General features: G+C 67.7%; 13 protein-coding genes. 6 read left to right on the top strand and 7 right to left on the bottom strand.

From position 1 onward, the window contains the following. Positions 1-63 precede the first annotated feature (63 nt). The 3 genes from CFB49_RS09310 to CFB49_RS09320 are packed head-to-tail and all read left to right on the top strand — an operon-like array spanning position 64 to position 3468. Complete coding sequence (locus CFB49_RS09310; RefSeq protein WP_069620797.1) at positions 64-948, top strand: MBL fold metallo-hydrolase; 885 nt, start codon at positions 64-66, stop codon at positions 946-948. Between the two features lie 27 nt (positions 949-975). Further along, positions 976-2643, top strand: a complete 1668-nt coding sequence (locus CFB49_RS09315; protein WP_089491197.1) for a bifunctional protein tyrosine phosphatase family protein/NAD(P)/FAD-dependent oxidoreductase — start codon at positions 976-978, stop codon at positions 2641-2643. Between the two features lie 18 nt (positions 2644-2661). Then, on the top strand, positions 2662-3468 hold the full coding sequence (locus CFB49_RS09320; protein ID WP_089491198.1) for a sulfite exporter TauE/SafE family protein: 807 nt from the start codon (positions 2662-2664) through the stop codon (positions 3466-3468). Between the two features lie 103 nt (positions 3469-3571). Here the strand turns inward: CFB49_RS09320 and CFB49_RS09325 are convergent, their stop codons facing one another. The 4 genes from CFB49_RS09325 to CFB49_RS09340 form a co-directional block, all read right to left on the bottom strand. Beyond that, the gene (locus CFB49_RS09325; protein WP_089435094.1) at positions 3572-4393 is read right to left on the bottom strand and encodes an ABC transporter permease subunit; all 822 of its coding nucleotides are present in this window, start codon (positions 4391-4393) and stop codon (positions 3572-3574) included. After that, positions 4390-5316, bottom strand: coding sequence for an ABC transporter permease subunit (locus CFB49_RS09330; protein WP_050015507.1), 927 nt, complete (start codon positions 5314-5316; stop codon positions 4390-4392). The genes CFB49_RS09325 and CFB49_RS09330 overlap by 4 nt, the downstream gene beginning before the upstream one ends. After that, complete coding sequence (locus CFB49_RS09335) at positions 5313-6473, bottom strand: ABC transporter ATP-binding protein (protein ID WP_089491199.1); 1161 nt, start codon at positions 6471-6473, stop codon at positions 5313-5315. The genes CFB49_RS09330 and CFB49_RS09335 overlap by 4 nt, the downstream gene beginning before the upstream one ends. Before the next feature lie 86 nt (positions 6474-6559). Beyond that, positions 6560-7654 (bottom strand): polyamine ABC transporter substrate-binding protein, encoded by a 1095-nt coding sequence (locus tag CFB49_RS09340; RefSeq protein WP_011549740.1) that lies wholly within the window; start codon positions 7652-7654, stop codon positions 6560-6562. A gap of 361 nt (positions 7655-8015) precedes the next feature. On the opposite strand from CFB49_RS09340, the gene CFB49_RS09345 reads away from it, so the two are divergent. Then, positions 8016-8219, top strand: a complete 204-nt coding sequence (locus tag CFB49_RS09345; RefSeq protein WP_006493160.1) for a DUF1289 domain-containing protein — start codon at positions 8016-8018, stop codon at positions 8217-8219. A gap of 75 nt (positions 8220-8294) precedes the next feature. Here CFB49_RS09345 and CFB49_RS09350 read toward each other — a convergent pair whose 3' ends face one another. The 3 genes from CFB49_RS09350 to CFB49_RS09360 form a co-directional block, all read right to left on the bottom strand. Next, on the bottom strand, positions 8295-8936 hold the full coding sequence (locus CFB49_RS09350) for an OmpW/AlkL family protein (RefSeq protein WP_069620803.1): 642 nt from the start codon (positions 8934-8936) through the stop codon (positions 8295-8297). Between the two features lie 65 nt (positions 8937-9001). Beyond that, complete coding sequence (locus CFB49_RS09355) at positions 9002-10192, bottom strand: NAD(P)H-dependent flavin oxidoreductase (protein ID WP_089491200.1); 1191 nt, start codon at positions 10190-10192, stop codon at positions 9002-9004. Positions 10193-10314: 122 nt separating this feature from the next. After that, positions 10315-11751, bottom strand: a complete 1437-nt coding sequence (locus CFB49_RS09360) for an aldehyde dehydrogenase family protein (RefSeq protein ID WP_089491451.1) — start codon at positions 11749-11751, stop codon at positions 10315-10317. A 249-nt stretch (positions 11752-12000) separates the two neighbouring features. Here CFB49_RS09360 and CFB49_RS09365 point away from each other — a divergent pair, with 249 nt between their 5' ends. Further along, complete coding sequence (locus CFB49_RS09365) at positions 12001-12366, top strand: hypothetical protein (RefSeq protein WP_006488152.1); 366 nt, start codon at positions 12001-12003, stop codon at positions 12364-12366. A 210-nt stretch (positions 12367-12576) separates the two neighbouring features. Further along, the gene (locus CFB49_RS09370) at positions 12577-13128 is read left to right on the top strand and encodes a hypothetical protein (protein WP_089491452.1); all 552 of its coding nucleotides are present in this window, start codon (positions 12577-12579) and stop codon (positions 13126-13128) included. The last annotated feature ends 3 nt before the right edge of the window (positions 13129-13131 follow it).

The raw sequence follows: 13131 nt of genomic DNA on the forward strand, positions 1-13131 counted from the left end.
GCTGGCATGCTTCTTGAGATAAAGACCGCCATTGCAGATGCAGAACCCGATCGAGGACACCCCGTGAGCAACGCCCCTGCGCTGTCGGTCGAAGGCTTTTTCGACCCGGCGACCCACACCGTCAGCTATCTCCTGCTCGATACCGCGAGCCGCGCATGCGCGCTGATCGACAGCGTGCTCGACTACGACCCGAAATCCGGCCGCACGCGCACCGCCAGCGCCGACCGGCTGATCGCGCGCGTCGCCGAACTCGGCGCGACCGTGCACTGGCTGCTGGAAACGCACGTGCATGCCGACCATCTGTCGGCCGCGCCGTACCTGAAAGCGCAGGTCGGCGGCCAGATTGCGATCGGTTCGCACGTGCGCCGCGTGCAACACGTGTTCGGCACGCTGTTCAACGCAGGCCCCGGCTTCGCGGAAGACGGCCGCCAGTTCGACCGGCTCGTCGACGACGGCGACACGCTCGCGCTCGGCGCGCTGACGATCCGCGCGCTGCACACGCCGGGCCACACGCCCGCATGCATGACCTACTGCGTGGACGACGCGACTCAGCGCGCGGCGTTCGTCGGCGACACGCTGTTCATGCCCGACTACGGCACGGCCCGCTGCGACTTCCCCGGCGGCGACGCACGCACGCTGTACCGCTCGATCATGCGCGTGCTCGCGCTGCCGCCCGACACGCGCCTGTACCTGTGCCACGACTACCAGCCGGGCGGCCGCGACGTGCAGTTCGTGACGACCGTCGCCGAGCAGCGCCGCGCGAACGTGCACGTGAAAGACGGCGTGACCGAGGACGATTTCGTCGCGATGCGCACCGCGCGGGACGCGACGCTCGACATGCCCGTGCTGATGCTGCCGTCGGTGCAGGTCAACATGCGTGCCGGCCACCTGCCCGAACCCGAGAACAACGGCGTGCGCTACCTGAAGATTCCGCTCGACGCGATCTGAGCCGCGCGCCCCACCGGAGAACCCGACATGACCATCCGCAAGCTGACCGACACGCTGTCGGTCTCGCCGCAGATCGCGGCGGCCGACCTGCCCGCGCTTCACGCGGCGGGCATCCGCGCGATCATCTGCAACCGGCCCGACGGCGAAGGCGCCGACCAGCCGACCGTCACCGAGATCCGCGCGGCCGCCGCGCCGCTCGGCATCGACGTGCATTACCTGCCGGTCGATACCGGCAAGGTGACCGACGACCAGGCCGCGCGGTTCGGCGCGCTCGTCGCGTCGCTGGACGGGCCCGTGCTCGCGTACTGCCGCAGCGGCACGCGGTCGGCCACGCTATGGGCGCTGTCGCAGGCAGGGCTGCGCCCGCTGGACGACCTCGTCGCCACCGCCGGCGCGGCCGGCTATGACCTGAGCGCGCTCGCATCGCGTATCGCGCAGCGCGGCCGCCACGCAGCGCCAGCCGTGGACGCGCGGCACGACATCGTGATCGTCGGCGCCGGTGCGGCCGGCATCGCGGTCGCGTCGAGCCTGCTCGCGCGCGACGCGTCGCTCGACATCGCGGTCATCGATCCCGCCGACGTCCACTACTACCAGCCCGGCTGGACGATGGTCGGCGCGGGCGTGTTCCGGCCCGAAACGACCGCGCGCAGGATGACCGACCTGCTCCCGCGCGGCGTGCAGCGGATCCAGGCCGCGGTCGCGGGCTTCGAGCCCGATGCGCACGCGGTCGTGCTCGACGGCTGCCGGCGCATCGGCTATCGCAAGCTCGTCGTGTGCCCCGGGCTCAAGCTCGACTGGCATGCGATCGACGGCCTCGCCGACACGCTCGGCCGCAACGGCGTCACGTCGAACTACCGCTACGATCTCGCGCCGTACACGTGGGAGCTGGTGCACGCGTTCCGCGGCGGCCACGCGCTCTTCACGCAGCCGCCGATGCCGATCAAGTGCGCGGGCGCGCCGCAAAAGGCGATGTATTTGTCGTGCGACCACTGGCGGCGCACGGGGCGCCTCGACGCCGCGAACGTCGAATTCCTGAATGCGGGCGGCGCGCTGTTCGGCGTCGCCGATTACGTGCCCGCGCTGATGGAGTACGTGAAAAGCTATGACATCGCGCTGTCGTTCGGCCACAACCTCGTCGCAATCGACGGGCCCGCGCGCCGTGCGACGTTCTCGCGCGCGCTGCCGGAAGGCGGCAAGGAGACCGTCGAGCGTGCGTTCGACATGATCCACGTCGTGCCGCCGCAGAAGGCGCCGGACTTCGTGCGCGCGAGCCCGCTCGCCGACGCGGCCGGCTGGATCGACGTCGATCCGGCGACACTGCGGCACAAGCAGTTTCCGGACATCTACGCACTCGGCGACGTCACCAACACGACCAATGCGAAAACGGCCGCGGCCGCGCGCAAGCAGGCGCCCGTCGTCGCGCACAACCTGCTCGCGTCGCTCGGCCGCGCGCACGGCGACGCCGCGTACGACGGCTACGGCTCGTGCCCGCTCACCGTCGAGCGCGGCAAGATCGTGCTCGCCGAATTCCTGTACGGCGGCAAGGTCGCGCCGACCTTCCCCGCCTGGCTGATCGACGGCAAGCGACCGTCGCGGCTCGCGTGGCTGCTCAAGGAGCGCGTGCTGCCGCCGCTCTACTGGAAGGCGATGCTCAAGGGCCGCGAATGGCTCGCGAAGCCCGCGATCACGCGTTGACCGGAGCGCGATGACGTCATGCTGATATCTCTCGTACTCGGCGGCTTCGTCGGCGCCGTGCTCGGCCTCACCGGCGCCGGCGGCGGCATTCTCGCGGTGCCCGCGCTCGTCGTCGGGATGAGCTGGCCGATGCAGCAGGCGACGCCGGTCGCGCTCGTCGCGGTGGCCGGCAGCGCCGCGCTCGGCGCGCTCGAGGGCTTTCGCCGCGGGCTCGTGCGTTATCGCGCGGCGCTGCTGATGGCCGTGGCCGGTGTGCCGCTGACCACGCTCGGCGTGCGGCTCGCGCACGTGCTGCCGCAGCGCCTGCTGCTCACGCTGTTCGCGCTGACGATGCTGGTCGTCGCCGGCCGGCTGCTGCGACAGGCGCTGCGGCAGCAGGCGACCGATGCGGACGCGTCGCCGCTGTGCGTCGGCCGCGTGAATCCCGATACGGGCCGGCTCGTATGGTCGTGGCCCGTCGGCATCGCGCTGGCGTCGACCGGCGCGGTGACCGGGTTGATGACGGGGCTGCTCGGCGTCGGCGGCGGCTTCGTGATCGTGCCGATGCTGCGCAAGTTCACCAACGTGTCGATGCATGGGGTGGTCGCGACGTCGCTGATGGTGATCGCGCTCGTCGGCACCGGCGGCGTGTTGGCGACGCTCGTGTCGGGCACGCGCGCGCCGCTCGACGTGACGCTGTGGTTCAGCATCGCGACCGCGCTCGGCATGGCTGCCGGCCGCGGTGCATCGCGTCACCTCTCCGCGCGGCACGTGCAGGCCGGGTTCGCGGTCGTGCTTGTGTGTGTCGCGCTGGGGTTGCTGGCGAAGGCGGCGTTCGGCGTATAAACGCCGACGACGGGCTGGCGATCGTCACGCAGGGCCAAACGAAACGCCCGGGCCGACTCGTCGTCGGCACCGGGCGTTTTTCATGACGGCCGCAACCGGAGCGTCAGGCGGCGAATCCCGCCATCCGCTTGCGTTCCTGACGCAGCATCACGAAATTCGCGATCACGACGCCGGCCGTCACCGCGATGATGAACAGCGTCGCGAGCGCGTTCATCTCCGGGTTCAGCCCGAGGCGCACGCGCGAGAACACGACGAGCGGCAGCGTCGTCGAGCCGGGGCCCGACAGGAACGCCGACAGCACGAGGTCGTCGATCGACAACGTGAACGACAGCAGCCAGCCCGCGATCAGTGCCTGCGAGATCAGCGGCAGCGTGATCGTGAAGAACACCTTCAGCGGCGTCGCACCGAGATCGAGCGCGGCCTCTTCCAGCGACGGATTCAGCTCGCGCACGCGCGACTGCACGATGATCGCGACGTACGAGATGCACAGCATCACGTGGCCCAGCCAGATCGTGAACACGCCGCGCTCGGCCGGCCAGCCGATCCACTTCGCGAGCTCGATGAACAGCAGCAGCAGCGAGATCCCCTGGATCACCTCGGGGATCACGAGCGGCGCGTTGATCATCCCGCTGAACAGCGCGAAGCCGCGAAAGCGCCCCATCCGCGCGAGCACGAAGCCGGCCCACGTGCCGATGAACACCGACGCGAACGCGGTCAGCACGCCGATCTTCAGCGACAGCCACGCGGCCGTCAGCAGCTCGTCGTCCTCGACGAGCGCCTCATACCACCGGAACGAAAAGCCCGACCACACGGTGACGAGCTTCGACTCGTTGAATGAATAGACGATCAGGCTGATGATCGGGATGTACAGGAACGCGAAGCCCACGAACAGCGCCGCGAACTGCAGGTAGCGATTCGGCTTCATCGGCGGCCTCCCTGTTCCTTCGCCTGGAAGTGCTGGAACATCGCCATCGGCACGAGCAGCAGCAGCACCATCGCGCACGTCACGGCAGACGCCATCGGCCAGTCCGCGTTGTTGAAGAACTCGTTCCACATCACGCGGCCGATCATCAGCGTATTCGCGCCGCCGAGCAGCTCCGGAATCACGTACTCGCCGACCGCCGGGATGAACACCAGCAGGCAGCCCGCGATGATCCCGTTCTTCGACAGCGGCAGCGTGATCTGCACGAACGCCTTCCACGGCTTCGCACCGAGGTCGTACGCGGCTTCGAGCAGGCGCAGGTCCATCTTCACGAGGTGCGCGTAGAGCGGCATCACGAGGAACGGCAGGTACGAATACACCATCCCGATGTACACCGCGTAGTTCGTGCGATACAGCTCGATCGGCGTATGCGTGAGCCCGATCCACATCAGGAAGTTGTTCAGCAGCCCGTTGTTCTTCAGGATCCCGATCCAGGCGTACACGCGGATCAGGAACGACGTCCAGAACGGCAGCATCACGCCCATCATCAGCAGGTTGCGGGTGGCCGGGTTCGAGCGCGCGATGTAATACGCCATCGGATAGCCGAGCAGCAAACACAGCAGCGTCGTGATCGCGGCGACCCACACCGAGTTCACGTAGGTCGCGAAATACAGGCTGTCCGTGAACAGGAACGCATAGTGCGACAGGTTCAGCGCGACGTGCACGACGCCGTCCGCGTATGACGCGAGCTCCGTATACGGCGGGATGCCGAGCTGCAGCTCCGCGAAGCTGATCTTCACCACCAGCACGAACGGCACGAGGAAGAACAGCACGAGCCACGTGAACGGCCCGGCCACGACCGCCGTGGCGCCCGTCAGGTTGAAGCGCCGCACCGGCCACTCGAGCAGGGACTTGAACGCGTTCATGACGTCAGCACCACCCCGGCGGTCGCGCTCCAGCGCACGTAGATCTCGTCGGCGAGCGCGGGCGTGTCGAGTTCGGAAATCGCGAGGCTCGACACGTTCGCGATCACCGTCTTGCCCCCGTCGAGCTTCACGTGATACAGCGAATAGCCGCCCATGTACGCGACGTTGCTGATCCGGCCGCGCGCCCAGTTGAACGCGCCTTCGGGCGGCTTGCGCGTGAGCGCGATCCGCTCGGGGCGCACCGACACCGTGACCGGCATCCCGAGCGGGCCCGAGATCCCGTGGCTCACGTACAGCCGGCTCGGCAGTTCCGGCGATTCGATGTACACGTGATCGGGTTCGTCCTCGACCGTCACGCCGTCGAACAGGTTCGTCGAGCCGATGAATTCGGCCGAAAAGCGGCTGTTCGGGTATTCGTACACTTCGTTCGGCGAGCCGATCTGCACGATCTTGCCTTCGCTCATCACCGCGAGGCGGTTCGCCATCGTCATCGCCTCTTCCTGGTCGTGCGTGACCATGATGCAGGTGACGCCGACCTTGTTCAGGATGTTGACGAGCTCGATCTGCGTACGCTGGCGGATCTGCTTGTCGAGCGCGGACATCGGCTCGTCGAGCAGCAGCAGCTTCGGGCGCTTGACCAGCGAGCGGGCCAGCGCGACGCGCTGCTGCTGGCCGCCGGACAACTGGTGCGGCTTGCGCTTCGCATACTTGCCCATCTGCACGAGTTCGAGCGCGGACGCGACGCGCGCCTTCAGCTCGGCCTTCGGCGTGCCTTCCTGCTTCAGCCCGAACGCGACGTTCGACTCGACCGACATGTGCGGGAACAGCGCATACGACTGGAACATCATGTTCACGGGCCGCTTGTACGGCGGCATCTGCGCGAGGTCCTCGCCATCGATCAGGATCTTGCCCGACGTGACCGTCTCGAGGCCCGCGAGCATCCGCAGCAACGTCGACTTGCCGCAGCCCGAGCTGCCGAGCAGCGCGAACAGCTCGCCCTGGCGCACGGTCAGGTTGACGCTGCGCACGGCTTCGGTGTCGCCGAATTTCTTGACGACGTCGACGATCTGGACAAAGTTCTCGGCGCGCGCATCGGCGCCGGAGGAGGAAACGGAGAACGGCGCGCCCGCGACCGGCGCGCCCGACTGGCTATTCATGATGTGCTGCTTCTCTCCTGCGTTAGACGAACAAAGCCCCCGGGGGCACCAGGGGCTTCATGACTGCGGGTTCACTTCGGCTCGTGTCAGCGGCCCGACTTCAGCTCGGTCCACAGACGCGTCTGCAGACGCTGGATTTCAGGCGGCAGCGGCTTGAGCAGGAACAGCGTCTTCACGACGTCGGCCGGCGGGTAGACGGCCGGGTCGTTCGCGACGTCGGGCCGCACGTACTTGCGTGCCTCGGCGTTCGCGCTCGGGTAGTACACCGCGTTCGTGATCGCCGCGTGCACCTTCGGATCCTCGATGTAGTTGATCCACTGCAGCGCGGCTTCCTTGTTCTTCGCATCCTTCGGGATCGCCATCACGTCGAACCATACCGGCGCGCCGCCCTTCGGAATGTAGTACTCGATCTTGTACGGCTTCTTCGCCTCGATCGCGCGATGCTTCGCGATCACGACGTCGCCCGACCAGCCGAACGCGAAGCAGATGTCGCCGCCGACCAGATCGTTGATGTAGCCCGACGAGTTGAATTGCGTGATGTACGGACGGATCTTCTTCAGCACGTCCATCGCGGCCTTGTAGTCGGCCGGGTTCGTGCTCATCGGATCCTTGCCGATGTAGTGCAGCGTCGCCGCGAACATCTGGTCGGGCGCGTCGAGCACCGACACGCCGCAGGTCTTCAGCTTCGCGAGGTTTTCCGGCTTGAACAGGATGTCCCAGTTGTCGAGCGGCACCTTGCCGAGCGCCTGCTGCGCCTTCGTCAGGTTGTACGCGAGGCCGGTCGTGCCGTACGCCCAGGGCACCGAGTACTTGTTGCCCGGGTCCGCGCCGGCGACGAGCGCCATCAGTTGCGGATCGAGGTACTTGAGGTTCGGCAGTTTCGACTTGTCGAGCGGCGCGAAGATGCCGGCGGCGATCTGCTTGCCCGCGTAGTTGCTGGTCGGCACGACGATGTCGTAGCCCGAGCTGCCCGTCAGCAGCTTCGCCTGCAGCGTGTCGTCGCTGTCGTAGTTGTCGTAGCGAACCTTGACGCCCGCCTGCTTCTCGAAGTTCGGGATCGTGTCCTTCGCAATGTAGTCCGACCAGTTATAGACATTGAGCTGCGTATCCTTCGCCGCTGCCGCCGACGCACCCACGCACAGCGCGAGCGCTGCGAACCGGCCCACTACTTTTGCTTTCATCCCGTTCTCCCTTCGGCCGGACGCATTGCCCGGCTGCCGTCTGCCTCGTCATGGCGGCGCATTCCGGCGCGCCGCCCCTCGAAAACCCCGAAAACTACCATCATTCGCGCCCCGTCACAAAAAAATCATGCCGGTGTCGCGCAAACGGAACAGATTCCCGCCGCCGGTCGGTCGAGCCGCCCGCGCAGCGGGGCGTTCCGGGGGAATTCTATCGGGTAATCGGCGGCTGTCCACCGGGAAAAACGGGCAGCGGCGAACCGGCGTTCGGAGGGCGGGCGTGTCCGCCCGGCGCCGGCGTCCGGCCGCGGCGCCGCGATGCATTAAAATGGCGGCTGACGATTCAACTGCGCGAACCCTGCCGATGGCCTCCAATCTTCACGACCTCCCCGACAGCCCCTGCATCGGCGTGTGCTCGACGCTCTTCGACGAAGTCTGCAAGGGCTGCGGCCGCACGGCCGCCGAAGTCTCGAACTGGGTGTTCCTGAGCGACGACGAAAAGCGCGCGGTGTGGGAGCGCATCACGCGCGAAGGCACCGCGATGCGCTTCCAGTACGACAAGCTGTAAATCCACTGCACAAAAAAAGAGCGGCATGCCGACCGCCATGCCGCCAACCCCAACTCTGTTCTTGTTCCGTCGCGTCTAGAACTTCATCCCGACGCCCACGCCGACGATCAGCGGATCGATGTGCAGCGTGCCGATGCCCTTGTCGCCGAGCGTCGCATCGGTGCTCATCCAGATCTTCTTCACGTCGACGTTCATGAACACCTTCTTCGTCAACTGCACGTCCACGCCGAACTGCAGCGCGGGGCCGAAGCTGCTCTTGTTGATCGACACGCCCTCCCCGCCGACGTTGAGCCCGTTGTTGTAGAAGTACGTGTAGTTCAAACCGGCGCCGACGTACGGACGCACCTTGCCCGCATGGTTGAAGTGGTACTGCAGCAAGAGCGTCGGCGGCAGCACGCCCACGCCGCCGAGATTGCCGAGGCTCGACGTCAGTTGATGCCGCGACGTGCCGAGGATCAGCTCGACGCCGAGGTAGTCGCGGATCATGTACGTGAAGTCGAGCTCGGGCACGATCGCGTTGTTCACGCCCGTGTTGATCGCGCCGAGCGTATCGCTCGCGCGCTCGTTCGGCTGGATGCTGATCGCGCGAAGCCGGACCAGTACGTCACCCTGATTGATGCCGTCGCCCGGCGACGCCGCGTGCGACAGCGACGGCATCGCGACGAAGCTGGCCGCGACGGCGGCTGCGGTGACACAAGTTCGAATCGTTTTATGCATGGTACAGACCCCCAAAGAATGGTTTCCATTCTCCCCGTAGGGTCTTTTCGTCATCTTGATATTGGTCAAGCCAGCGTAAACGTGGGACGGTTTGCCGCAGGCTCCGTCGCACTGCCGGTCAGCAGCAGGTCGAGCAGATCGCGCACGCTGCGGATCGCGCGGCCGAACGGCAACGCTTCGCGGCCGCGGAAGAACAGCCCGTTCGCGACGTCGCCGCGCAACGCGGCCGCGAGCCGCGTGTCGATACAGAAGTGGCCGAATTTCTCGATGCCGTCGCGCAGCCCGCATACGCTCAGGCATTCGAGCGCGGTCGGGCAACGCTGCTTGAATGCGCCGAGCTTGTTGCGAATGCGCGTCTCGTTGCGCAGGTAACGATCGAGCCACGGGGTCTTCACCGCGCGTGCCGGCAGCCCCGTCACGCTGACGAATTCGACGATGTCGTCGGGCGTCGCATCGGCGAGCACGCGCTTGAAATGCGGATGCGCATCGCCTTCCTCGGTCACCGCGAACGGTGTCCCGACCTGCACGCCGTTCGCGCCGGCCGCGAACGCCGCGCGCACCGTGTCGTGACTGTTGATCCCGCCGGCCACGATCAACGGGATCGCATCGCGGGCGAGACCGAGCGACGCCATGACCTGCGCGGTCTCGTCGAGCACGCGCGCGAAATCGAAACGACCGTCGTGCATGTCGTCGATCTGCGTGACGCCGAGGTGGCCGCCTGCGTGCGCCGGATGCTCGATCACGATCGCATCGGGCAGGCGCCCCTTCTTCATCCACTTCTTCAGCACCAGCGCGATCCCGCGGCTGTCCGACAGGATCGGGATCAGCGCGATATCGTGCCCTTGGGTGAGATCGGGCAGATCGAGCGGCAGGCCCGCGCCCATCACGATCGCGTCCGCGCCCTCGTCGCACGCGACCCGCACGTAGTCCGCATGCGCGCTCACCGCCTTCATCACGTTGACCGCGATCATCCCGCGCCCTTCGCTGTACGTCTTCGCGAGACGGATCTCGCGCGCGAGCGCGTCGAGGTTCGCCGCTTCGAGCGTCGCGCGATCGGGTTGCGCGCGGCAACGCGCGAGCAGATCCGCATGATGGTGGCGCAGGTCGATGCTCGCGATCGTGCCGACCGCGCCTTCGCGTGCGACGCTGCCCGCCAGCCGGTGCGCGGAGATGCCGACGCCCATGCCGCCCTGCACGACGGGCAGCAAGGTGCGGCCGCGGATCGTCAGCGGCGGAAAGGAAGTGCGTACGGTCATCTGAAACCTCGTCGGAACATCGGAATCGCGATGATCGACGATCCACCGCCGCGCACCTTGACGGCCGTCAATAAAAAACGGCACGCGAGCGTGCCGTTGCGCGGTCATACGGGAGAAAACGCTCAGGCCGGCTTCGCGGGCTTCAGCTGCATCGATTTGTATTCGAGGTATTCCTCGAGCCCGTACACGCCGTTCTCGCGGCCATGCCCCGACTGCTTGAAGCCGCCGAACGGCGCGGCGCCGTTCCACGCGCCGCCGTTGATGTCGACCTGCCCCGTGCGGATGCGGCGCGCGACGCGCATCGCGCGTTCGTCGCTGCCGGCCCACACCGCGCCGCCGAGCCCGTACGGCGAATCGTTCGCGATCCGCACGGCCTCCTCTTCGTCGCGATACGTGATGATCGACAGCACCGGCCCGAAGATCTCCTCCTGCGCGATCGTCGCTTTCGGATCGACGCGGCCGAACACGGTCGGCTTCACGAAGAAGCCCTTCTCGAGCCCTGCCGGCAACCCGGTGCCGCCCGTCACGAGTTCCGCCCCTTCGTCGATCCCGCGCTGGATGTACGCCTGCACGCGCTGCTGCTGCGCGGCCGACGCCAGCGCGCCGAGACGCGTCGTCTCCTGCCGCGGGTCGCCCGCGACGTACGTTTCGGCCGCGGCCTTCGCGATCTCGCGCACTTCGTCGTAGCGGGCTTCCGGCACCAGCATCCGTGTATGCGCGGAGCAGGTCTGGCCCGCGTTCAGATAGCACGCGTTGACCGTGCCCTTCACCGCCGTCGCGAAATCGGCGTCGTCGAGGATCACCGACGCCGACTTGCCGCCCAGCTCCAGCGCGACGCGCTTGACGCCCGCGGCCGCCAGCTCGGCCACGCGCTTGCCCGCGCGCGTCGAGCCGGTGAACGACACCATGTCGACGTCCGGATCGGTGGCCAGCACCTCGCCGACGACCGGGCCATACCCGCACACGAGGTTGAACACGCCGGCCGGCAGCCCGGCCTCGTGGATCGCTTCCGCGAGCATGAACGCGTTGAGCGGCGCGACTTCCGACGGCTTCAGCACCACCGTGCAGCCGGCCGCGAGCGCCGGCGCGACCTTCAGCGTGATCTGGTTGAGCGGGTAGTTCCACGGCGTGATCGCCGCGACGACGCCGACCGGCTCGCGCACCACGAGCGAATTGCCGACCCGCGCCTCGAATTCGAACGATTCGGCGAGCTTCGCGTACGCCTTCCAGTTATAGACCGGCCCGCCGACCTGGATCGCGCGCGACAGCTTGATCGGCATGCCGACCTCCCCGGTGATCGACTGCGCGAGTTCCTCGCTGCGCGCCTGCAGACGCTCGACGATCTTGCGCAGGTAGCCCGCGCGCGTCGCGGCCGGCGTGGCCGCCCACGCGTCGAAGGCCGCGCGCGCCGCGCGGATCGCGTCCTGCGCGTCGGATGCGACGCCCTCGGGAATCCGGCCGATCACGGCTTCGGTGCCCGAATCGATCACGTCGATCGTGCCGGCGCCGGCCGGTTTGCGCCATGCGCCGTCGATGTAGAACTGGTCGTAGATTTTCATCGTTTCCGCCTCCAGGGAAGCCGACATTCTAGCGAGCGTTTCGGCGGCTGGTGTGACGAATGACAGCCATCCGAAAGGACCGGCGCGCCGTCGCGCCGCGCACGGCCGGCGCCGCACGCTTCGGGCCGCCGTCACGTCAGCATCCGCCCGGGTGCGCGGCCGGGCCCGCATCGTGCTATGTTTTTAATATCGGCACCGGCCCGTCGCGGCCGGCGCCGCCCGGAATCGACGCACTTCGTGAGCGCTGCCATGTCCGACGCATCCCATACCCTCGGCTCGCAAGACCGCCTGGAGCTGCTTTGCTGGCTCACCTGCGGCAATCTCGGCGCGTTTTACCTGAACGAATCCTGGCCGGACGCCGCGTTCCAGGTCCAGGCCGCGCACCGGTGGCTCGACCGTCATCACCGCCAGGCCGACTGGCTCTCGGTCGCCCGGCTCGCGGCGCTCGCGCAGGACATCGCGAAGCGGCATGCGGGCTTCGTCGACGCGTCGTGGGCGCGCGACGCGGTCGAGGAAATCGTCGATACCGACGATCTCGACTATCGGGCCAAACTCGTGCAGTGGGTATACGAAGACTGCTGCAAGGCGCTCGCCGACAAGCGGCTGGCCGATTGAGCGGCACCGGCGCCGCCGGTGCGCGGGTCGCGGCATCGCCCGACGCGACGCCCTTTTCGCCGTGATAGCCGTGACGGCCGTGACGATTGCCGGGGTACGGTGCATGCGCGCTGCCCCGGCGCCGACACGCGCGAAGCGTCATAGAATCGCCGTCGCCGGCCGTTCGGCCGCTGCGGCCCGACCTCAATCTCGAACATGAAGGACACTCGCGTGGCGCTCGCCCATCGACTTCTGCTGATCGCCGGCGCATCGGCCGCGCTGACGGCCGGCGCCGCCGGTGCGGCGCCCGCAGCCACGGCGGCCGCGGCCTGTGCATCGCCCGCGTTCGACCGTTATCCGGCGCCGGCCGCCGTCGCCCGCGCGCCGCGCGCACCGGCTGCCGCGCCTCGGCTCACCCGCAACGAAGCGCGCCTGTACCGCACCGTCATTCGCGACGCGTTCGCGCAACCGGCCAACTTTGCCGGTCACTACCGCGTCGCTATCTGGGGTTGCGGAACGGATTGCCGAAATTTCGCGATCGTCGACAAGGACACGGGCGCGACGTACACGATGCCCGGCGTGAAGGCCGTCTCGGGCGTGATGGGCAACGACGACGAGCGCGTCGGCTTCCGTGCCGGCAGCAGGCTGCTGATCGTCGCCGGCTGCTTCAACGACGATTGCGGCGGCGGCAACGCGAAAGCGGCCCGATTTTTCTACGAATGGACCGGCACCCGGCTGCGTCCGGCCGGCACGTGTCCGCTCGCCATCGAGCCGGTTCAGTGAACG

This window comes from Burkholderia sp. AU17457 (genome assembly GCF_002223255.1).
Lineage (GTDB): Bacteria > Pseudomonadota > Gammaproteobacteria > Burkholderiales > Burkholderiaceae > Burkholderia > Burkholderia sola.